Origin of the sequence: Endobacterium cereale (genome assembly GCF_009617585.1) — a bacterium.
GTDB classification, from domain to species: Bacteria; Pseudomonadota; Alphaproteobacteria; order Rhizobiales; family Rhizobiaceae; genus Neorhizobium; species Neorhizobium cereale.
In genome coordinates this window covers 45441-64635 of the sequence record NZ_WIXI01000039.1, presented here as the reverse complement: position 1 = coordinate 64635, position 19195 = coordinate 45441, and the positions used below count along the sequence as shown (strand labels likewise).

General features: G+C 56.2%; 19 protein-coding genes and 1 pseudogene. 11 read left to right on the top strand and 9 right to left on the bottom strand.

Annotated features, from left to right (window positions below; genetic code table 11):
- Nucleotides 1–16: 16 nt before the first annotated feature.
- A complete protein-coding gene (locus tag GAO09_RS08520; protein ID WP_209018649.1) occupies nucleotides 17–865 on the top strand; it encodes a hypothetical protein in 849 nt (282 codons plus the stop codon).
- 488 nt (nucleotides 866–1353) lie between these two features.
- A complete protein-coding gene (locus GAO09_RS08515; RefSeq protein ID WP_153353600.1) occupies nucleotides 1354–1944 on the top strand; it encodes a hypothetical protein in 591 nt (196 codons plus the stop codon).
- Nucleotides 1945–2095: 151 nt separating this feature from the next.
- On the opposite strand, the gene GAO09_RS08510 is transcribed toward GAO09_RS08515, so the two are convergent.
- Entirely contained in the window at nucleotides 2096–2416 is a 321-nt protein-coding gene (locus GAO09_RS08510) for a hypothetical protein (protein WP_153353599.1), read from the bottom strand.
- 1886 nt (nucleotides 2417–4302) lie between these two features.
- Here GAO09_RS08510 and repA point away from each other — a divergent pair.
- The 7 genes from repA (at nucleotide 4303) to GAO09_RS08475 (ending at nucleotide 10781) form a co-directional block, all read left to right on the top strand.
- Nucleotides 4303–5550: a plasmid partitioning protein RepA gene (repA, locus tag GAO09_RS08505; protein ID WP_153353598.1), complete on the top strand. Its 1248-nt coding sequence runs from the start codon at nucleotides 4303–4305 to the stop codon at nucleotides 5548–5550.
- Between the two features lie 45 nt (nucleotides 5551–5595).
- Nucleotides 5596–6636 (top strand): plasmid partitioning protein RepB, encoded by a 1041-nt coding sequence (gene repB, locus GAO09_RS08500; protein WP_153353597.1) that lies wholly within the window; start codon nucleotides 5596–5598, stop codon nucleotides 6634–6636.
- Between the two features lie 154 nt (nucleotides 6637–6790).
- Nucleotides 6791–8008: a plasmid replication protein RepC gene (repC, locus tag GAO09_RS08495; RefSeq protein ID WP_153353596.1), complete on the top strand. Its 1218-nt coding sequence runs from the start codon at nucleotides 6791–6793 to the stop codon at nucleotides 8006–8008.
- 123 nt (nucleotides 8009–8131) lie between these two features.
- The gene (locus GAO09_RS08490) at nucleotides 8132–8374 is read left to right on the top strand and encodes a hypothetical protein (protein WP_153353595.1); all 243 of its coding nucleotides are present in this window, start codon (nucleotides 8132–8134) and stop codon (nucleotides 8372–8374) included.
- 49 nt (nucleotides 8375–8423) lie between these two features.
- On the top strand, nucleotides 8424–9245 hold the full coding sequence (gene nadE, locus GAO09_RS08485; RefSeq protein WP_153353594.1) for an ammonia-dependent NAD(+) synthetase: 822 nt from the start codon (nucleotides 8424–8426) through the stop codon (nucleotides 9243–9245).
- Between the two features lie 121 nt (nucleotides 9246–9366).
- Nucleotides 9367–9984, top strand: a complete 618-nt coding sequence (locus GAO09_RS08480; protein ID WP_153353593.1) for a cysteine hydrolase family protein — start codon at nucleotides 9367–9369, stop codon at nucleotides 9982–9984.
- 74 nt (nucleotides 9985–10058) lie between these two features.
- Nucleotides 10059–10781: a DUF72 domain-containing protein gene (locus tag GAO09_RS08475; RefSeq protein WP_153353592.1), complete on the top strand. Its 723-nt coding sequence runs from the start codon at nucleotides 10059–10061 to the stop codon at nucleotides 10779–10781.
- Between the two features lie 38 nt (nucleotides 10782–10819).
- Here the strand turns inward: GAO09_RS08475 and GAO09_RS08470 are convergent, their stop codons facing one another.
- The gene (locus tag GAO09_RS08470; protein WP_153353591.1) at nucleotides 10820–11098 is read right to left on the bottom strand and encodes a DUF982 domain-containing protein; all 279 of its coding nucleotides are present in this window, start codon (nucleotides 11096–11098) and stop codon (nucleotides 10820–10822) included.
- Nucleotides 11099–11485: 387 nt separating this feature from the next.
- Here GAO09_RS08470 and GAO09_RS08465 point away from each other — a divergent pair, with 387 nt between their 5' ends.
- A complete protein-coding gene (locus GAO09_RS08465; RefSeq protein ID WP_153353590.1) occupies nucleotides 11486–13462 on the top strand; it encodes a methyl-accepting chemotaxis protein in 1977 nt (658 codons plus the stop codon).
- Between the two features lie 145 nt (nucleotides 13463–13607).
- On the opposite strand, the gene GAO09_RS08460 is transcribed toward GAO09_RS08465, so the two are convergent.
- The 4 genes and pseudogenes from GAO09_RS08460 to GAO09_RS29955 all read right to left on the bottom strand — a co-directional run.
- Nucleotides 13608–13844 carry a hypothetical protein gene (locus tag GAO09_RS08460; protein ID WP_153353589.1) on the bottom strand — a complete coding sequence of 79 codons (237 nt, stop codon included), beginning with the start codon at nucleotides 13842–13844 and terminating at the stop codon, nucleotides 13608–13610.
- Nucleotides 13845–13929: 85 nt separating this feature from the next.
- Nucleotides 13930–14085: a hypothetical protein gene (locus tag GAO09_RS08455; protein ID WP_153353588.1), complete on the bottom strand. Its 156-nt coding sequence runs from the start codon at nucleotides 14083–14085 to the stop codon at nucleotides 13930–13932.
- 191 nt (nucleotides 14086–14276) lie between these two features.
- Nucleotides 14277–14441 (bottom strand): hypothetical protein, encoded by a 165-nt coding sequence (locus GAO09_RS08450; RefSeq protein ID WP_153353587.1) that lies wholly within the window; start codon nucleotides 14439–14441, stop codon nucleotides 14277–14279.
- Nucleotides 14442–14809: 368 nt separating this feature from the next.
- Nucleotides 14810–15060: pseudogene (locus GAO09_RS29955) on the bottom strand (site-specific integrase); the annotation flags it as partial.
- Nucleotides 15061–15531: 471 nt separating this feature from the next.
- Between GAO09_RS29955 and GAO09_RS08440 the strand changes: the two are divergent.
- Nucleotides 15532–15699, top strand: a complete 168-nt coding sequence (locus GAO09_RS08440) for a hypothetical protein (RefSeq protein WP_153353586.1) — start codon at nucleotides 15532–15534, stop codon at nucleotides 15697–15699.
- Between the two features lie 314 nt (nucleotides 15700–16013).
- On the opposite strand, the gene GAO09_RS08435 is transcribed toward GAO09_RS08440, so the two are convergent.
- The 3 genes from GAO09_RS08435 to GAO09_RS08425 all read right to left on the bottom strand — a co-directional run bounded on the left by GAO09_RS08435 (nucleotide 16014) and on the right by GAO09_RS08425 (nucleotide 19098).
- On the bottom strand, nucleotides 16014–16250 hold the full coding sequence (locus GAO09_RS08435) for a hypothetical protein (protein ID WP_153353585.1): 237 nt from the start codon (nucleotides 16248–16250) through the stop codon (nucleotides 16014–16016).
- Nucleotides 16251–16993: 743 nt separating this feature from the next.
- Complete coding sequence (locus tag GAO09_RS08430; RefSeq protein ID WP_153353584.1) at nucleotides 16994–18151, bottom strand: site-specific integrase; 1158 nt, start codon at nucleotides 18149–18151, stop codon at nucleotides 16994–16996.
- Nucleotides 18151–19098 carry a hypothetical protein gene (locus tag GAO09_RS08425; RefSeq protein WP_235937997.1) on the bottom strand — a complete coding sequence of 316 codons (948 nt, stop codon included), beginning with the start codon at nucleotides 19096–19098 and terminating at the stop codon, nucleotides 18151–18153. The genes GAO09_RS08430 and GAO09_RS08425 overlap by 1 nt, the downstream gene beginning before the upstream one ends.
- Nucleotides 19099–19195 lie beyond the last annotated feature (97 nt).

The following is a 19195-nucleotide window of genomic DNA, read 5'->3' as shown; positions in this document are numbered from 1 at the left end:
TTTGCCCCGGAAGAAGTTGAATCACCCTCGTCTACACTCCCGCTATGCGCCTTCGAGCTTTACGTATTTCGGCAAATACGATGAGGTCACGATCGAAGCATCCGGCCCGACATTGGCCATCGCTCTTTCTCACACGCTACCGAGACTTCGTCACCTGGTGCACCCCCGCGCCATTCTTGGAGCGCGCCAGTTGCTGGACGATGGGCGCAGCTACGGCTGTTGGGAGGCTATCTTTCCTGATGAAGGCGACAGGCCACCTACTGGTTATGATCGGTTTGGCGTTCGACGCTCGGTCGCTTTCGAGGACACAATCGAAATTTTTGACGTCACGCAAGAATTCGCCAATGCAGGAGATAATTTGTGGCTTCGCGCCAGGAAAATGAGCGACGAGGACGGGTCGCGCCCGTGGGTTTGCGAGTCAGCCCACCGATACCTTCATGCTGCGCATCAGCTAATGCTGTGGGATCCGGAAGTAAAGATAGACCTGGCAGACAGCCTCGATGAAATCTTCGAAGGTCTTGACTGGACGCCGTTCTTGTCACCTGACGATCTCTCCGTGCCACCGGTCACCGTTTCCGACGTCGAGGTGATCGGCAGAACGGATGATGGCGAGTGGCTGCTGCGGTTCCGTTATGTCAACGGCGAGAATAGCGGCTACGAGCTCGAGTTCGTTGAGTTGCAACGTGGCACGCTGAAAGTGCGGCGGAGTGAATTTAGCGCATTGCGCTCACACAATGCTGCGTTTCGTGGTGATCAACTGCCGTATGTCTACGCCGCGCTGCAGGCGCAGATCGATGCCATTTATCCGGACATAACAAAGCTCCCCTCATTGCCATGGATCCTGCAGACCGTACAAGAGGAGTGAGGGCGACGCACGAGTACAGGCCCGAAGACGCTGATTTTGAGATGACCGACTACGGTGGGATATTTTTCGCCAACCTGCGGTCAAGCGGAATTGGGAGTTGGGTCCGCTGGGCGTGATACGCTACAATCTCCATCCCCTCATCGTGCTTCCTGCGAACTCGCACGACTGCCTAGCTTTTAGCTACTACTTTGATTTTAAAACAAATTCGCTGACAAATGTCCGTCCCGGCATAAGGAAAATCTGAGTTGCTGTAGTAGAGCAGCCTTGATTACCAAACACACCGATGGGCCGCGGGAGCGACTGGGTGCCGATAACATTCATTATCGGCACCCAGATTGTTGCGATCCAGGATAACGTCACCATTACTGAGAAAGCTTTCCCGCATGATGAATTCGACCGGTTTCAAGGGTTAAGCCGGACGAGGTCGACGGATTTTGTGCCATGCATCCATAGCCTTCATCTTAATGCAGCAACGAGGGGAGATTTGGATGCTAAAAATGATTGCGAAAGCTTTGGCGGCTGCGGCTTCGATGATGGGAAGTCTATGCAAGTGGTCTTGGGATTTTGGGGTTGCAGCGCTCAGATTCCCACTGGAGCTGTTGGGTTTCACCGGAAGCGGGCCCCTTAAACCGAAGCCGTTCGAACCAGAGAACACAAAAGAAGATGTGCTCGCCGAATTGCATGAGGCTCGTCAGCGTCAGACCGCAGTGCATGCGCTCGACAGGGATGGGATGGAGAGTGTCATGGCGTTTTGCCGTGCACACAAGGGTGATAGGCCGACGATGCCATTGCCCACACGGCTTGACCCTTCCGTTCGTATCGCGTTGCGCAAGTTGGACGACGCCGCGCTGCGAGCACTGTCGTCAGCTAGCATCGGCAAAATCAGGAAGTATATGAATTGCGAGGCCCATGGAATTCACGGCGTTCCGGAATTTGCCAGTGCTTTGCCGTCGATCGATGAAGCGCCCAGTAAGAGGCTTAACCGGCACGAGCATGTCTTGAGACGGGTTAACGCCCATCTACGTAGCCCAAAGATGGATATGATGCTCACCCCCTCCCCTCACCGCATGCGCTTCTGAAGTGGCAGCTCGGCAGGCAATCCTCGCCGTTTCAAGTTGTCCACCACGAGCAATGGTCTTTTGATGAGAGCCAACATCGCGGCGTGGTGTTCGGGATGTTCATATGCGATATCGCCGTACTCACGGCGAAGTAGCTGCCAGTCGCTATTTCTCATAGGGTCTCCAGCATCGCTTCGATGACTTCCTGGTTCTGAGTGCACGCGATCCGGAGGCGGGTATTTTCAGCCTCAAGTTCGGCTACTAACTGCACGGCGGCACGAGCAAGATCTTCCATCTCGCATGCGTGCGCCACGGCGGCATCCAGAGATGTATTGTACGCCTTGACATACCTGTGTTCGCGCAGAGCCACGCCTGCTGCACTGGCAGCTTCACCAAGGCCCATAAGCAGTCCCGCGCCTGCAGAAGCCACAACAGCCATGCCAGCCAAATTGCCCTTAGCTGCCGACGCGGCGGGATTTCCATATCCTGGCATATGAGCCTCCGTTGTCTCAACTGCGACGCGGTATGCCGGGCCCGAGAGTCTCCGGCAAGTCGACAATGCTGGACATAGCGATCGAATTATTACCGATAGGGTTTGCAACGCCTAACCTCTTCAAACCTTTAATTCGGCGATCACTTGGAGAAACACGCAGGCCTAATCTACTTTTCGGATGCGGCCCTCCTCGACCGTGTCCCGGTATCCTCAGCCCCTGAGATCTTCGTGAATTACAGTTACACACCCGACATCGGCTCTAAATTGCGTGGTGGCAAGCAGGCAAATGTCATTATTATTACACGGAGGGTCGAACTTGAGGTCGCGTTAAAGGGCGTGCGCGAAATCCCCAGGGATCTTTGTAGCTTATCGAATCGGCCTGCAGAGGAAGTTTGTCTTCGAAAACGTCCCGACCGAAATTATGCCCGATAGCCGGTTTTCGGTCCGGTGATCGTCGCGCTCGTTTCGCGACAGCTGGAGAGCGATACCGCCACGTTGCCAACGGGTTTGGAAAGCTGCAGCGTGGAATTGATCTAGGGGCGTATGCTCTCCTTTGTTGTCTTCTAAACGCCAGATGACGCAGGATCCGAGTTCGCCTGGTCACTTCTTTCGGGCATAGAGGACGGTTGGTATCGCAGGTTAGAGATGACCGGGAATGATCTCATCGGTTAGACCAACGCCAAGCTCTCTTCATCTCCGCAGACGGATGCGTCCTCGCTGTTCGCGTTCTCCCAAACTCAGTAGCCATACTGCCTTCCTTATGCTTACTCCTACCGCGCCAAGGGATTGCGTGTGAGTTTACTGCGGTAAACTCCGCTTAAAGTCTGTCCGATAATCCATGCCGACCGTGCGATGCACCTCGGTCGGCGTCATATGCCGCGCCCAAGTATGCGTCCGCCGACGTTATCATCGCCTTCAGTTAATGCCAATTTGGGGGCCGATATATTAGGACTGTTTTCGGCAAAAGGCGCTCGCGCCACATAGGCATCGCCACCGGGCGGAAATGCGCGGAGGGTGTACGACATGCCGAAAATGGTGACTATCGACCATATGCTGGCTGAACCTCTTACGTCGCCAGCGGCGCCAGCCGCTTCTGCCGGGAGAGCACTTGCGACAGCACCGGCTATAACGCTTCTGATCTTACAACGTACAATGGTTCCCGGCGAAAATCTCCCGACGCGGGTTCGAAGGAGCGAAGCAGGGCTTCCGTTTCTGCCTCGAAATGGGTTCCGTCCCACATGCCTTATATAAGTCCGCCGATCATCTCTGATCCTTGCCCACAGTCGACATTGACGACGATAGGCTCGACCTGCCCTTTTTTAAGAATTTTCACGATCTGCCCATCGTAGCTATACTGGCTGATGTTTCAGATGTTATGTGTCTGTCCTCCGTCAAAAGCTTGACGTGTGCGGAAATTGAAGACGAACTTTGAGCATACAAAATTTCCGTCTCTGTCCCATCATTGGTCACCAGCAGCCACACGATCGCGGACCGATCGCCCCAGAGCCCCAGAGCCCCAGAGCCCCGACCGCCATCGCGCCGCCGAGAGCGCCAGCGGCTACGCCGTCGCCTATCATCGCGCTTGCGCTGGATACATTCCCACTTATTCTAGACGTCCAACGCCCGCCGTTTTCAGAAGAGCAACGTGCACATCTGTGTTTAAAGGCGTGGCAAATTGGTGATGACAATTTTATCGAGGACCGAGATGCGACCTCCATATGGTTCTCTGGTTCTCTCGAGAGGCTATTGTGATTAAGCTGAGGGGCTCCAAACAGTTTACCGCAGTAAACTGAAGTGGTAGCGACATGCCTATGTTAACTATTGGTTAACCTTGTTTTCCTTGCAAGACTCATAGAATCGCGTCTAAATGCGCTTAACTCGCTCGCATGAGCTTAGAAACGCATTTAGGGTTTTCCGCGGTGAATGTAGCGCACATCGAAAAAACGGATATTTCTGACGTCGATCAACTTATCATTGGTCAGGCCCAGGAGCTGTCCGAAAAGCTGAAGCAGCATCGCCTCGAGATGTATCCCCCCAGGGCGATGAAAGACCTCAGGGAGTTTCAACTTTCCGAGGCGGCTCGTTTTGTCGGCGTGACAAGCGGATATCTGAAGAACCTGTCTCTGGAAGGGAAGGGGCCGCAGCCTCAGGTCACGACGTCGGGACGTCGATCCTACACCGCTATGCAGATGGAGGAGATGCGTCAGTACCTGGAGCAGAGCGCGCGCGCTGGAACACACTATGTTCCTCACCGTCGCGCAGGCGAGAAGCTGCAGGTAATCGCGGTTGTGAATTTTAAGGGCGGCAGCGGCAAAACAACGAGCGCGGCCCACCTTGCCCAATTTCTCGCGCTGTCGGGTCATCGTGTGTTGGCGGTCGATCTTGACCCGCAGGCCTCACTGACTGCAATCCACGGCTTCCAACCTGAGTTTGACGTCCATGAGAATGAGACGCTTTACGGTGCGATCCGTTATGATGATCAGCAGCGACCGCTGAGCGAGATAATCCGCAAGACAAATTTCCCGAACCTAGACCTCGTCCCTGGCAATCTTGAACTGATGGAGTTCGAGCACGACACTCCGCGCATTCTCGCGCAGGGGCAGGGTCAGAGCTACGGTCGTATATTCTTCGCACGCCTTGATGAGGCATTGTCATCGGTGGCCGATGATTACGACGTGGTCCTGATTGATTGCCCACCGCAGCTGGGCTTTTTGACCATGAGCGCGATCTGCGCGGCGACGGCAGTGCTAATTACCGTCCATCCGCAGATGCTGGACGTCATGAGCATGTGCCAGTTCCTGCAGATGTTGGGCGATATCTTGAGCACGCTTAAAGATGTTGGCGCAAACATGAATTTGGATTGGCTCCGGTATCTCGTTACGCGCTACGATCCACAGGACGGGCCGCAAACTCAGATGGTCGCTTTCATGCGCGCCATGTTCAAGAACCATGTTCTCGTTAATCCAATGTTGCGAAGCGTCGCAATCTCGGATGCGGCAATGACCAATCAGACACTTTACGAGGTGGAGCGTGCGGCGTTCACCCGCTCCACATATGACCGTGCCCTCGAAGCGATGGATGCGGTGAATGGCGAAGTGCTTGAGCTTATCTACAAAGCATGGGGGCGCAAATGACAGCGACCGAGTTTACCGCAGTAAACTTTCAGGAAGGCACGCGACATGGCTCGTAAGAATCTTTTGTCTGGCCTCCTTGATGAGACCAAGGTCACGACGACTGAGGGCCATGAGGAAAAACCTCAGCCAGCACTGCGCCCAACAACAAAAGGGATCGGCGCCCTCGGTGCGGTCACACGTAGCATTGACGAGCTAGCGGCACGCGCTGACGCTGCGCGTGAAATCGAAGAGCGGCTGGCTTCTGGTCAGACAGTAGTCGAACTCAGTACCGATTTGATCGATACGTCGTTCGTCACTGACCGTGTCGTGATGGACGAGGAAGAGTTTCGACATCTCGTCGACGCCATTCGAGTTCGTGGCCAGGACACCCCGATCCTTGTACGCCCGCATCCGAGCAAACCTGGGCACTATCAAACCGTTTTCGGCCACCGGCGCGTGCGGGCTGCACGCGAACTCGGAATACCGGTCCGCGCGGTCGTTAAGTCGCTAGAAGACCGAGACCATGTCATTGCGCAAGGACAGGAAAACTCTCAGCGTTCGGACCTGTCTTTCATCGAGCGAGCGCTGTTTGCGCACAATCTTGAAGTCGGCAGCTTCGGCCGAGAGACGATCATGCTGGCCCTTGGCGCTGACAAGACGACTGTATCGAAAATGCTCTCTGCGATCGAAAGGTTTCCTGCGGATATTCTCGATGCAGTCAAAGCTGCGCGGGGACCGGGTCGTGATCGGTGGTACGCACTTGGCGGTGCGCTAAACAGCGTGGATATCGCACACAAGGCGCGGTCGGTCCTGGCTCGACCCGAATTCGGACTGGCCACGCCCGAAGCGCGTTTCGAGATGCTGGAGAAATTGGTCCCGAAAGAATCGGCAGCCGCAGGAACGACCGTAAAATCTCAAGATACGATTTGGGAAAGTTCCGGAAGCACGGTTCGAGCGTCAATCAAAGGGGATGGCAAGCGCGTAACAATTGCGCTGAAGGCTCCAAAGAATTCAGATAAGGCCGCAGCTTTTGGCGCCTATCTCACAGAAAACCTCGACAGGCTGTATGCGGCCTTCGAACAAGATCAACGAACGAGTGGAGACTGATCCGCAAAAGAAAAAGGCCCCCAAACGACGCCGTCGTGGAAGCCCTTCTCGATCTTAAGCAAATCAAGAATCGCATTTCCATGAATCTCAGTCAAGAGTCTTTGGCACCGTTTTGGTGAGCGGACTTCTTTTGCCTTTCGAAAGGTGAAGGACGATGCAGATAGGAAATGTGACGACGCCCTTCGGGCGGCGGCCGATGACGCTTGCCCTGGTGAAAGGGCAACTGGATGCGGCCGGACCTCGGCCGGAACGGGCCGTGGAAAAATGGAAAGTGTTTCGCGATGTCGCGGAAGCGCGAGAAATGCTCGGTCTGCAGGACCGCGCCGTCGCCCTGCTCGATGCGCTGCTTACCTTTTATCCGGGCAATGAGCTGAAGCCGGATGGCAGCCTGGTGGTGTTCCCATCGAACGCCCAGCTGTCGATCCGTGCGCACGGCATTGCCGGCACGACTTTGCGTCGGCATCTGGCAGCCCTCGTCGACGCTGGCCTGATCCATCGCCGTGACAGCCCGAATGGCAAACGGTACGCGCATCGCGACAATGGCGGCCAGATCGAGCAGGCTTTCGGTTTCGATCTCGAGCCCCTGGTGTCTCGCGCGGCCGAACTCGCTGGCCTAGCACAGAAGGTTGCGGAGGAAGGGAGGGCGTTTCGTCGCTCGAAAGAAGCACTGACGATCTGCCGCCGTGACGTTCGCAAGCTGATTTCCGCGGCCATGGAAGAGGGCGCTGACGGCGATTGGGAGATGATCGAGACGATGTATGTTTCCATTCTCGCCGGCCTTCCGCGCACGCCGAACCGCGCCCAAGTCGAAAATACCCTCGAAGAGATGGGACTTTTGCGCGAGGAAATCCTCAACCGTCTGGAAATTCAGCTAAAATCTCAAAAAACAGACAGCAATGACGTCCAGAATGGGCGCCACATACAGAATTCAAATCCCGAATCCAGCTATGAACTTGAACCTAGCTCCGGAAAAGAGCAGAGGGCGAAACCTGAGCCAATTAGGATCCGTGTTGCCGAGCCGATAAAGGCATTTCCCCTTGGGATGGTGATGCGGGCCTGCCCGCAGATCGCCGATTACGGACCCGGCGGCGAAATCGCCAGCTGGCGCGACCTGATGGGGGCCGCTGTGGTGGCCCGATCTGCGCTCGGCGTCAGTCCTTCAGCCTATCAGGAGGCTTGCGAGGTGATGGGGCCCGAAAATGCGGCCGCGACAATCGCCTGCATCCTCGAGAGGGGAGGGCACATCAATTCCGCCGGCGGATATCTGCGCAATCTGACGGAACGTAGCCGGCGCGGCGAGTTTTCACTCGGGCCGGTACTGATGGCGCTCTTGCGGGCGAATGGCGGTGAGGAGGCGCGGCGTATCGGATAGCAGACATAGTTATGTGATTGCTCGCATACAAACGAATCGGACGGCCGCAGCACGTCGTTGGACATCGCAGCAGGGAACAATCATGATCCGACGGAGGTTCCTCACCAAAGGCAGGAGAGCATCATGACCACCAATAATTACGTTTACGAGGACCCTGCGGAACTCGCAGCTAAACTTGAGGTGATGACCGCTGACGAAGTTTTCGCCGCCATGAAGGCGCTCGAACATCGCAGCGAAACGGCTGCTGAGGATCGTGACGAAACCCTTGGCATGATTACGCTCGTCGAGGAAGAAATCGAACGGCGTTACCCCGGGCAGATGTTGGCGCCCTACCGCACTTGGAAAGAAGAACAGCTTTTCTCCTAAGCTTTTCACCTCCTATCCCATCTACCCTTTTCGATGTGCAGGTTTGCAAATGGACGAAGAACAAAAATCGATCGCAACAACTCTTGGCGTGACTGCCGATTTTGATGCAGCACGGGAGGTTTCGAGGCGGATTGGCTTCTTAAGTGACTATTTGCAAAAAGCATCCGGCCGAACCTTTGTGCTGGGGATCAGTGGTGGGGTGGACTCGCTTGTAGCTGGTTTGCTTGCCCAGGCCGCAGTCACAAAACTTCGCGATGACGGCTACGAGGCCCGGTTCATAGCCGCCCGGTTACCTTATGGAATCCAAGCCGACGAGGCGGATGCCCAGAGATCTCTGGCTGTGATCAAACCTGATCGTGTCCTGACGATCGATATCAAGCCAGCTGCTGACGCGATGCTTGCCGCAGTAATGGCCGACGGCGCCGATCTCGTTGATGCCGCTCGAAAGGACTTCCATTTCGGGAACATCAAGGCCCGCGAACGCATGATTGCACAATTTGCCTTGGCAGGTGCAACCGGGGGATTAGTGATTGGGACAGATCAGGCGGCAGAAGCGCTCATGGGCTTCTTCACTAAATTCGGGGATGGCGCAGCTGATATTCTGCCACTTTCAGGATTAACCAAACGGCGGGTGAGAGCTGTTGCGGAACATTTAGGCGCACCCCGCGCCCTTGTGTTCAAGGTTCCAACCGCCGATCTCGAGTCCGATAAGCCACTTCGTCCGGATGAAGAGGTCTACGGGGTCACGTACGAAGAGATTGACGATTTCCTAGAAGGAAAACCAGTTGGAGATTATGCGCGGCAACTGATCTTGAAGACCTATCGTGCCAGTGCGCACAAACGCTCCCTCCCCGTCGCACCGAACGAGTGAACCTGACCTAACTCGGGCGCTGATCCCGTGGGCGACATACCGCTTCAGCGGTTACAGATTGCTTTGATTAGCAAGTGGAACCAACGATAATTTCGACAGTTCGTGCGGCCGGAGGCAAGCTATGGAAAACGCCAACTGGATCCATCTTTGTATCGATATGCAGCGAATGTTTGCGGAGGAGACACCGTGGCACGTGCCATGGATGCGCGATGTCTCTCCACAAGTGCTGGAGGTGGCACAGCGATATCCGCATCGTACAATCTTCACGCGGTTTGTCCCGCCGAAGCGTGCGCAGGACATGCCCGGCACCTGGCGAGCCTATTACGAAAAATGGGATTCCATGACGCTTGAGGTTCTCGGACCGGAGATAGTCGATCTTGTGCCGGCGCTGAAGGCCTTGGTTCCTCCGGCGAGAATATTTGACAAGATGACCTATTCGCCCTGGACAACCGGAGAGCTTCATCGGGTTTTGGCAGGGGAGGGGTGTAACACGCTAGCAATCTCGGGTGGGGAAACGGACGTGTGTGTCTTGGCGACGGCTATCGGGGCAATAGACCTTGGCTACCGGGTTGTCCTACTAAAAGATGCGGTTTGCAGCGGCGCTGACGAGACGCATGATGCTTCGCTCGAACTGTTAGGTGACCGGTTTTCGGTGCAACTGGGAATCTCGACGGCAGAGGATTTCCTAAGACGGGTGCCAACAGGGGATGATCATGCGGCCGGCGTTTTGAGGCGGTAGTATCCTAGAACTGTGTGTCAGCCATTCCGATTACCACCGGGCCGACTCACTATAGACGTTGAGGCTGGCCGATCATGACAATCATAGCAACCGCTGCTTGGGCTCTCCCTAAAACCGTGGCGGAGCGCTTTAGCGAGGAAGGTAGCGGTCTGACGCGATATGCGTCGGTATTCAACGGGGTGGAGATCAATTCGACTTTTTACCGTCGGCACAAATCATCTACCTTTGCGCGGTGGGCTGACTCCGTGCCGGAGAGCTTTCAGTTTTCAGTAAAAATGCCGAAAGAGATCACCCATATCAGAGCAATGCGCGACATCGCAGTGCCGATGGAGGCTTTTCTTCAAGACATAGCCTGTCTTGGGAATAAACGCGGCCCCCTTCTATGTCAGCTGCCGCCGTCGCTCGCCTTCGATGAAGAACTGATCGAGACCGCCTTCAAGGCTATGCGGGCCGCGGACGCAGGACAGATCGCGATTGAAGTGAGGCACAAAAGTTGGAAGTCGGCGGAAGCTGCGGATCTCCTGAATACCTACAGCATCGATCCGGTCTTAGCCGATCCAGCTGTGGTATGGACAGCGGCAGATTTAAGTGGACCACCACGGTATGTTCGCCTGCACGGTAGGCCTAAAATCTACTACTCGAGCTACACGATTGACGAGTTGCGGACTTTTTCAAAGCTTCTGATACCGGGCGCGTGGTGTGTCTTCGACAACACCGCCTCCGGGGCAGCTGCAGAGAACGCATTAGAGCTGCTTGGAATGCAGCCGGCGGCAGGCGCGTTTTCCCAAACTGACTAATCAAAAAGACCAAGTTTGCTGCAATCGCTGGAAACGCTTTAGTATCCGGTCGACTGTCGGTGGCGACGGCCGTCGAAATGTTTGCGAGCCTCGGCGGCTGCCGCTTCGAACGCAGTGCGCGCTTCCTCGACTGTCTTGTGGCCCGCCAGTGCACCGCGGCAGGCGCTTCGTGCCTTTACGAATTGTAGGCCCTGTTGCGCAGGCCAGTTCTCACTCAAGTGAGCGAGAGCTTCAAACGGTCCACGAATTTGGCAAGATCCGTTTCCCGGCGTTGATAGTTCAACGGGTCGTTCCCATCGCGAATTCGGCCCTGGCATTTGACTACTCCCTACAAATCTGCGGCCCAATAACGGCCAGCAAATGCGCAAGTTCCCGTGATAGTACGAAGCACGCTAATTGGTCCGCGATCGTACAGAAGGTTTCGCTCATGCGAGCAGGTTCGCTTTGTCAGGTTAAGTCGGCTGTACGGCTATGTAGTCAGGATCGGGTGGCCTAAGGGCATGTCCTAACCTAGCACCGGCGGCCAGAATGGCCCAAAGCAGCGGCGACATCATGGAAACTGCTACGTTGCGCAACAAGGCCGCGCCCGACACCGATCGCTGATCACGTTTTTTTGATGCTTCGTTAATCATCTCCAGCTAATCAAGAGACATCGAAGCCATGACGGCTCCCCCCTAAAAAACCAAATTCCCCTCGGAGCATCCATGAATATTCGTGGCAAGATCTATTCGATCGTCGCGGTGATGGCGCTTACTGCGCTCGCTATCGGCAGCATCAGTTTCTACACCCTCAGCGTCTACGACAGCCGTGTTGACCGCCTTGAGAATGCGGCCCGCCGCGCGCAAAACGGCGAAGCTCTCAACAGGCTTGTAACTGCGGTCGTGATGGATCTTCGCGGAACGTACGCGGCGACTTCTGCCGAAGAAGCCAAGCCTTTTGCCGATGGCGCTTTGGCATCGCTCAAGAAGATGAATTCACTGCTCGATGCATGGGAACCGCTGGTTCCTATTGATCAGAAGACGGATTTCGCTGAGCTGCGCCAAGGGGCGTCGGCGTTCACCCAGTTCCGCACCGAGACCGCACGTGTTGCTGTAACGGATGGTCCCGCAGCATCTAATGCGCATGGCAACACAGACGCAAATCGCGCAAACCGCAAGAGCTACCAGAAAGACATTGACGACGTCGTCAGTCAGGACGAGGCAAAGCTCGTCCAGATCAGTGCTGATCTGAAAGACTTTCAGGCGAATGTCCTGATGATTATGGCAGCCGTCACATTGGTTGGCCTAGCCGGCGGCTGTGCAATCGCGTTTTATATTGCGACCCACCAGATCAGCAATCCTGTTCGCACCGTGACCTCAGTCATGAAATCACTCGCCAGTGGCGACTTTCATACCGAGGTACCTTTCCAAGGACGTACCGATGAAATCGGTGAGATGGCGGGAGCCGTCGAGGTGTTTAAGCAGAACGGCCTCGAAGTGCAGCGGATGAATGCCCAAGAGACGGCGATGCGTGCGAAGAGCGATAGCCTGCAGCAGGGAATGGCGGTTGTCGTCACCTCCGCAGCAGCCGGCGATTTCTCGAAGCGCGTGGGTACGAACTACGGCGACGAGGGTCTTGATCAGTTCGCAGCAAACATCAACACGCTCGTCTCATCAGTTGAAAATGGCATCGACGAAACCAACCGCGTTGTCCGTCTTCTCGCGGATGGTGACCTGACGCAGAATATGAAGGGCGATTTCAAGGGTGTCTTTCTTCAGCTTCAGCAAAACGTCAACAATACGATAGCGAGCCTCCAGCGGACGGTTGGAGAAATCAGGAATGCGAGCGACACGTTGAATGGCAACAGCGAGGAACTTCGCTCCTCGTCGGACAGCCTTTCCAAGCGGACCGAACAGCAAGCGGCAGCACTTGAAGAGTCGTCTGCTGCTCTCGATCAGATCACGACCGTGGTGCGCACCTCCACTGATCGGGCACATGAAGCAACACGGATCGTATCCGAGGCGAAAGAGCGTGCGGTCAAATCATCGGACGTCGTCGGGCGAGCAGTTACAGCCATGGCGGAAATCCAGACGGCTTCTAATGAGATCGCACAAATTACCAACGTGATCGACGAAATCGCTTTCCAGACCAACCTGCTCGCGTTGAACGCAGGTGTCGAGGCTGCTCGCGCAGGCGAAGCGGGCAAGGGATTTGCTGTTGTCGCTCAGGAAGTGCGTGAATTGGCTCAGCGCTCAGCCGTCGCGGCCAAGGACATCAAGATATTGATCGCGCGCTCAGCGACCAGCGTTCAGTCAGGCGTGACGCTTGTTGAGGACACCGGCGGCGCTCTGACGGAGATCAGCGGATACGTCGCCCAAATTAACGATCGCATCCATTCCATTGCGACGGCTTCTCAAGAGCAGGCCACCGCACTTGCCGAGGTCAATACGGCCGTGAACCAGATGGATCAGGTCACACAGCAGAACGCAGCAATGGTGGAAGAGACATCTGCTGCCACGCACAAGCTTTCAGTAGAGGCGGCCGCCCTTGCTGAGCTCGTCGGCCGTTTCAAAATGTCTCACACCGCAAATACGAATGCGAAATTGCATAGAGCCGCTCATCAGACACCGTCATCCAAGCCGCGATTTGCGATGGTGTCAGGTGCCAATGCGCTTGCGGTAGATAACTGGCAAGAGTTCTGAGGCTACGATCGAGATACCGACGTCGCGGGACACCGCGGCGTCTTCTTCATTTAAATTCCCTCGCTGCAACATCAAAAGACGGTCTAGGCAAAGCGCTGCAACTACACCTGAGATGAAAGGTGTCCATTGTGAGACCCCGGAACGCTCAGTACTGTTGTCCGGCGTCGGTCGGTGGCTGCACGGAAACGGCCGGGTCTTCAAAATAGGGGCCCGACCATCCCAGTCCGCGGCACTGTTCTTCGGCATCCGCGCGCGCTGCATCGATATCGTTGTAAGTGCCAGGAAGAATGTAGGACTGCTCGCGAAATAGGTAGGTCGCAGTCCCGTCTTCAATATTCAGCTGCACGCTTGGTGCTTCCGTTATCTGATTGAGTTCCGGCATCGTTTTCTCCTTCGTTGGTGAGACCCGAAGCAAGCAGCACTGATTTTGTTCCTGTGACCCCGCATCGAACGCTTAACGTGGACGATCAGCCGCGCATGTTTTCGACGACGGCTAGGACGTCTTCCAATTCCCCATCGCCGCATTTTCGGCGTGCCAGATTTTGGGCGACTTCCGTGATTACCAGAAGGGTTTCGGTTCTGCTCCAGCCGGCATTGACGGCATCGGCTACGAGCTCGAGCAACTTGGCCTCGACCCCCTTCCGGTAATAAACGGCTTGGTCAGATGTAATTGGACGAGTTTGTTTGAGCTTTCCCATAGCGTGAGTTTAGGGCGCTGACTGTGAATTAACAGAGGCCTGCGAGTGTTCCCCGACGACATACGTCGCTAGCAACGAATTGCCTGTTTACCTCGGCGGCCAATATTGGTGTCCGGTCAGGAAGCCGAAACGCGCTCAGGCAGAGGTTGGTCGTCATTAGCAACCTCCTCGAACTCGAACAGTGGCTTATCTGCCAGATCGTGGAGCTCGGCCGCCAGTTTCATAAGTTCCTGGGCGATCGGGCCGAGCGCTCCTGCTTCGTTATCTTGATCATGCATCATGAAGATCTGCAGGATTTGATTGGAGCGGTCAATGCTTGTCGGAACTTCGGCGATCTTCGTAGGTCCTTCCGGCGCACCGCGCCGACGGTTTCAGCGGGCGGCCGACCGTTACGCGCGAGACCGGGCACCACTGTTCGAGATCTCGCAGGTCGACCTCAGCGAAAAGGAGAAAAGGGCCACAAAACGCAGCCCTTTAAGGTGAGAGGCCTTGCCTCCAGAGGGGATTTGCAACGTACAGCGGGGGGACAGTGGCTGCACGACAGCGCTTTCCGATATGTCATCAGATGATGTGACTGCAAAGGCCGGTTGCCCGTATAACGGTACGCATGCTCTCTTGCTGCACCGGAATGTTGGGGATGACGGTCGGTCTATAGCATGCGAGCCGCGCGGCCGCTTCGCCGCGTCGCATGGTTATAGTAGCTTGAAGCCTGCTGCACCGATCGGTGTCTCGACTGCTCCATGGCGTCGGGAAGGGGAATACCACGATGGTGGCTTCGGTCAGATTGCCGGACCGTAGCGCATGGGCGGACTACTCCTGAGGCTTCCATCCCGCCATCTCCGCTCGCTGCTTGACGATGGGATTGACAGTACCGGCCCAGAGCGCCCGGACGGAGACATTAACATGACGAGCTCGTTTATCTGGCAGGCCGACCGGTCGGGGCACGCGATGCCTGGCTTGGTGCGGTAAAAATCGAGGCAGGCAGCATATATCGGAAGAACGATCGCTAGAGATATGTGGCAAAGAAGGCGGCACACGTACTTGGGGAGACTATAACGAAGCTTAAGTCGCGACGAACGTGTCTGTTTGCATCGCCAACAATATGGCCAGGAGCAGAGCGGGCACCACTTCAATCTAGGGGTAGGTTCATATTCGGTTCATCACCAAGGGAGCATGTTCGCGGCCTACACTGGAAAGGCATGTACATGAAAAGAGTTTTTTCGGGAATCGGTACAGCTATCGTTGCTGCTGTCATGACAGTATCAAGCTTTGGCATGGCGTCAGCGGCACCTGTTGCAGCTCATCAGCCACAGATTACTTCCGGCGTCGTTCTTGCGCAGTACCGCGATGATCGTCGCTTGGAGCGCCGCCATGACCGTCGCGAATGGCGACGCGATCGGGACCGCCGGGATCGCGCTGAACATCGGCGTGACCGCCGCGGATACTGGGGCGGTCACCGCGGCTATCGTGAGCAACGCAAAGGTTACCGCCGCCACAGCGACGGTTACTACTATGCGCCAAGTGTTTTCAGACTCATGATTCGCTAATTCGCATTGGCACCCACACGGACCCCGTCAGAAATGGCGGGGTTGTTCTTTGTCCATAAACCAAAAGGCACGATGGATCTGTTTCTCGGACACTCTCATTTACTTCATGATGATGGACCGAAGGAATTTCTTCGCGGCTGCGAGATAGAGCCGCAGGACTAGCCTCCGAAACAGCGCTGGTGTCAATCGCATTGCTGGGCCTGAGATACGATCATTCGGTATGAGTGTTCCGCCACAACTCAAATATCACAGCTCCAAATTGAACTTGGATAGGACCTCGTTGTCGTCGGAGCTGACAAGAGCGTATCAGGATAGGTCGGTAGCATTATCGCGGAACACCCATCTGTGCACTCGGTTCGGGTCATCATCGTCCCAAGCCCACCAATAATCGTGTTCCTCATTGTAGCCACGGTGTGGGAAGAGCCGCATGTAATATTCAATGAATAAAACCGCATCCTTACGAGAATCTGGCGCCGCCAGACAATTTTCGTAAACGCCTTGGTCTTCCCCGCGGTTGCGCACTGTTTCGATGAACCAACGCATGGGCTTCTCACTCCGTCCTGCCGGCAGCACAATGAGTTTACGCAGACCGCGATGTCAACGGCTACTGTGCGCCGCTCCGTTCCGTTCCTGTTCAGCAGGACAAAAACATGGAGATCGATTTAAGCGGCGGATACAAAGCCCCCAAAATTGCGCGATCTGCCTCCCCGACAGGGCCAGGTTGTGCTGGGAAAATCGCTTGAGCGGAATGCGCGCTGGGCACGAGATGCAGGGGATGATGCGCTGGAGATGGCCATGCGATCTGTTGATACGGCAACCCTATTCGCCTCCAGCGATTTGGCAGCGAACAATATCTAGTTGGCGGAAGATGTTGTTGCGCGGGCAATCAAGTTCCTGACGACAATCCATACCCGGAATCCTCTGCCCCCGCTGAGCCCACGCTTGATTGATCACTTGTAGTACGACTAAGCAGCTTTGGACCCGAACGACAGAGTGAGCGATCTTACATGGTGGACGATTAGCGAAGCGAGCGGAATCCTCCTAACGATATGTTTGATTATAGCTCCCGTAACACTTTGACAAAGATTCTGCTCCTCGATCGCAGTGGCGAATAACTTGCCGGCCGTTAGCGCGGCCTGCGTTAGAGCTACCCGGAGTTAAAAAACTCGCTCCCCTTATCAACTTTTCGAACATTGCGCGTGGCAGCCGTTCCATAGGCCCGCTCCTCCTGAAGCAAGTGAGGGATGGCCTGCCAGTCGAGTGTAATGTGAGTGCAAAAACTGCCTTCAAAGCATGCGCGAAGCTCGCCCGCTGCGCCGAGTAGCATTATTGTAATAGCTGGATGCTTGCTGCACCGACCGATGACGGGATTGTTCCATGGCTTCCGGCAGTGGAATGCCACGATTGGCAGCCTCAGTCAGATAACCTGACCGCAATCCGTGTGCCGAAAACTCCCCAGGCTCCAGCCCGGCAAGTTTTGCCCGCTGCTTGACGATATCGTTGACGGATTGCGGATCGATCGTGCGTTTGGACACATTGCCCCAGCGGTCAATGGCGCGGAAAACGCTGCCTGTGTCGATGCGGGCCGCTTCGAGCCAGGCGTTGAGTGCCTCGACCGGCCGGCCGGTGAGATAGACGACCTCATCGTGGTCGGCACCGGATGTCTTGGTGCGGCCGAGATGGATGGCAAGCGAGGGCAGGGTGGTGCCATCCTCGGTGGTGATGGGTGGCTCGTTGGTGAGCTGTTCTTTTCGCAGTCCGGCAATCTCGCTACGCCGGCGGCCACCGGAGGCAAAGGCCACCATCAGGATCGCACGGTCGCGGATATCGCGAAGACCGTCGCTTCCACAGGTCTCCAGCAGCCTGGCCAGAACATCACCTGTGACAGCCTTGGCACTCTTGCGTTTACGTGGTCGCGGCGTGGCCCGCACGGCAAGGCGGATTGCCGACTTGAGAGCAGGGGAGGCGAAGGCACCGGTAAGACCGCGCCATCTGGTCAGCGTCGACCACGAGGCAAGCCGCCGGCGCACGGTGTCGGGTGCGTGAGGACCGGTGGATTTCAGGAAGCGCTGGGCGCGAAGGTTCTGCTCGACGGAAACCGGCATGCCGTGATCGGGATCGGTGTTGCGCTTGTTCGGATCCCACAGGTGATGGGCGACGAATTTTAAGAGCAACGCCTCCGGCGCCGGCCAAGGCAGGGATGCGCCTGTTGATGCCAGAGACCACGCCTGCAGATAGGCAAGATCAGAGGTGAGGGCACGCAGCGTATTGTCACCCATGCCTTCATTGACCAGATGCCGGAGCGTTTCGACATCCTGATCGGTCAGCAGCTCCGCGAGCTCGTCACGGCGATCGATTGGAAGAACGGCAGCGATCGTATCGAGCTCGGCCGCGCGGCGGTCAACGGAGGAGAGTGATGCTGCCGGTTTGCGTTTCTGCGACATCAGCGGATCAGCTCCACCGGCACCCAGACAGTGACATTGAAACCGATCGCTGGATCAAAACAATCCGACGCCAGCAGAGCATTACCATGCTCACTGACAAACCAACGGGCAACGTCTGCATTGTAGATCTCTTCAACGACCTCGCGAACCCTACCGGCAGCGGCCAGCGCGCCGCCATGCATCATCTTTGCCGTGTTAACATGCGCCAGCTTGCGCTTGGCCGGAGAACCGCCATCGGAGACAGCGACTGCCAGCCGTGCCGGCCCATAGCTTTTGACACGCACTTTGAGGCGGGGAGGGCGGTAGGCATCAAAGCGGGCATTAACCTCGGCGATGCGGGCAACGACTTCTCCCTCACTGATCTGCACCTGCGGCGCCACATCGGCAACGACATCAAGTTGGTGGTCAAAGTTCAGGCGCGTGATCTCTTCGGCATGATGGGCATAGGCCAGATGTTTGACAGGCAGCGCTTTCAGCCAGCGCATGCGCTGCGCAATCGCCATAGACTTGGCAGCTTCCTCACCCAACCGACCGATGGAAAAACTTTCACGCTTCTGGCCCTCATTGGTCATCAGTGTCGCCTGCCAGACGTCACCCTCTTCGGTCTCGACCCGGCGCACACCGGAGATGCCGCTTTTGTTGTTCTTGCGGATCTTGACTGCTTGTTCGAGATTGGTCGGCGGGGGCAGGGCGGTGATGATGGCGTCTCGATAGGCGCGAGCCTGGGCATAGGCGGCATCGGACGATCCGTAGATACTGTCCTTGAACAGCCGCACGATCTTCTTTCCGCGCCGACGGATCGCTACTGTCCAGCCGCCGCCTCGCCGCTCGTTTGGCTCTTCGCGATTGAGCGCATAGGTGTCGGCATCATCTGCGGGTGGCGCGATCGGTTGCCTGTCGTCTTTTTTCCTGGCCAACTGTTCGCCCGTCTGTCTGCCTTGCCTCATGCCGCACCCCAAACCGAAACCGGATCGATCGAAGCGCGGCACCAAAGATGCCGGTCTCGCCGATTTTTGCAACAGACAATGTCCGCTTTTCTCGGCG

What these genes read in the sequence shown, in the direction of transcription:
- nadE (WP_153353594.1), top strand. Translation starts at nt 8,424, where the DNA reads ATGGACGAAGAACAAAAATCGATCGCAACAACTCTTGGCGTGACTGCC.
- repB (WP_153353597.1), top strand. Translation starts at nt 5,596, where the DNA reads ATGGCTCGTAAGAATCTTTTGTCTGGCCTCCTTGATGAGACCAAGGTC.
- GAO09_RS08480 (WP_153353593.1), top strand. Translation starts at nt 9,367, where the DNA reads ATGGAAAACGCCAACTGGATCCATCTTTGTATCGATATGCAGCGAATG.
- GAO09_RS08430 (WP_153353584.1), bottom strand. Translation starts at nt 18,151, where the DNA reads ATGTCGCAGAAACGCAAACCGGCAGCATCACTCTCCTCCGTTGACCGC.
- repC (WP_153353596.1), top strand. Translation starts at nt 6,791, where the DNA reads ATGCAGATAGGAAATGTGACGACGCCCTTCGGGCGGCGGCCGATGACG.
- GAO09_RS08465 (WP_153353590.1), top strand. Translation starts at nt 11,486, where the DNA reads ATGAATATTCGTGGCAAGATCTATTCGATCGTCGCGGTGATGGCGCTT.
- GAO09_RS08515 (WP_153353600.1), top strand. Translation starts at nt 1,354, where the DNA reads ATGCTAAAAATGATTGCGAAAGCTTTGGCGGCTGCGGCTTCGATGATG.
- GAO09_RS08460 (WP_153353589.1), bottom strand. Translation starts at nt 13,844, where the DNA reads ATGCCGGAACTCAATCAGATAACGGAAGCACCAAGCGTGCAGCTGAAT.
- GAO09_RS08435 (WP_153353585.1), bottom strand. Translation starts at nt 16,250, where the DNA reads ATGCGTTGGTTCATCGAAACAGTGCGCAACCGCGGGGAAGACCAAGGC.
- GAO09_RS08440 (WP_153353586.1), top strand. Translation starts at nt 15,532, where the DNA reads ATGACCGTCGCGAATGGCGACGCGATCGGGACCGCCGGGATCGCGCTG.
- GAO09_RS08425 (WP_235937997.1), bottom strand. Translation starts at nt 19,098, where the DNA reads ATGAGGCAAGGCAGACAGACGGGCGAACAGTTGGCCAGGAAAAAAGAC.
- GAO09_RS08510 (WP_153353599.1), bottom strand. Translation starts at nt 2,416, where the DNA reads ATGCCAGGATATGGAAATCCCGCCGCGTCGGCAGCTAAGGGCAATTTG.
- GAO09_RS08470 (WP_153353591.1), bottom strand. Translation starts at nt 11,098, where the DNA reads ATGCCAGGGCCGAATTCGCGATGGGAACGACCCGTTGAACTATCAACG.
- repA (WP_153353598.1), top strand. Translation starts at nt 4,303, where the DNA reads ATGAGCTTAGAAACGCATTTAGGGTTTTCCGCGGTGAATGTAGCGCAC.
- GAO09_RS08490 (WP_153353595.1), top strand. Translation starts at nt 8,132, where the DNA reads ATGACCACCAATAATTACGTTTACGAGGACCCTGCGGAACTCGCAGCT.
- GAO09_RS08475 (WP_153353592.1), top strand. Translation starts at nt 10,059, where the DNA reads ATGACAATCATAGCAACCGCTGCTTGGGCTCTCCCTAAAACCGTGGCG.
- GAO09_RS08450 (WP_153353587.1), bottom strand. Translation starts at nt 14,441, where the DNA reads ATGATGCATGATCAAGATAACGAAGCAGGAGCGCTCGGCCCGATCGCC.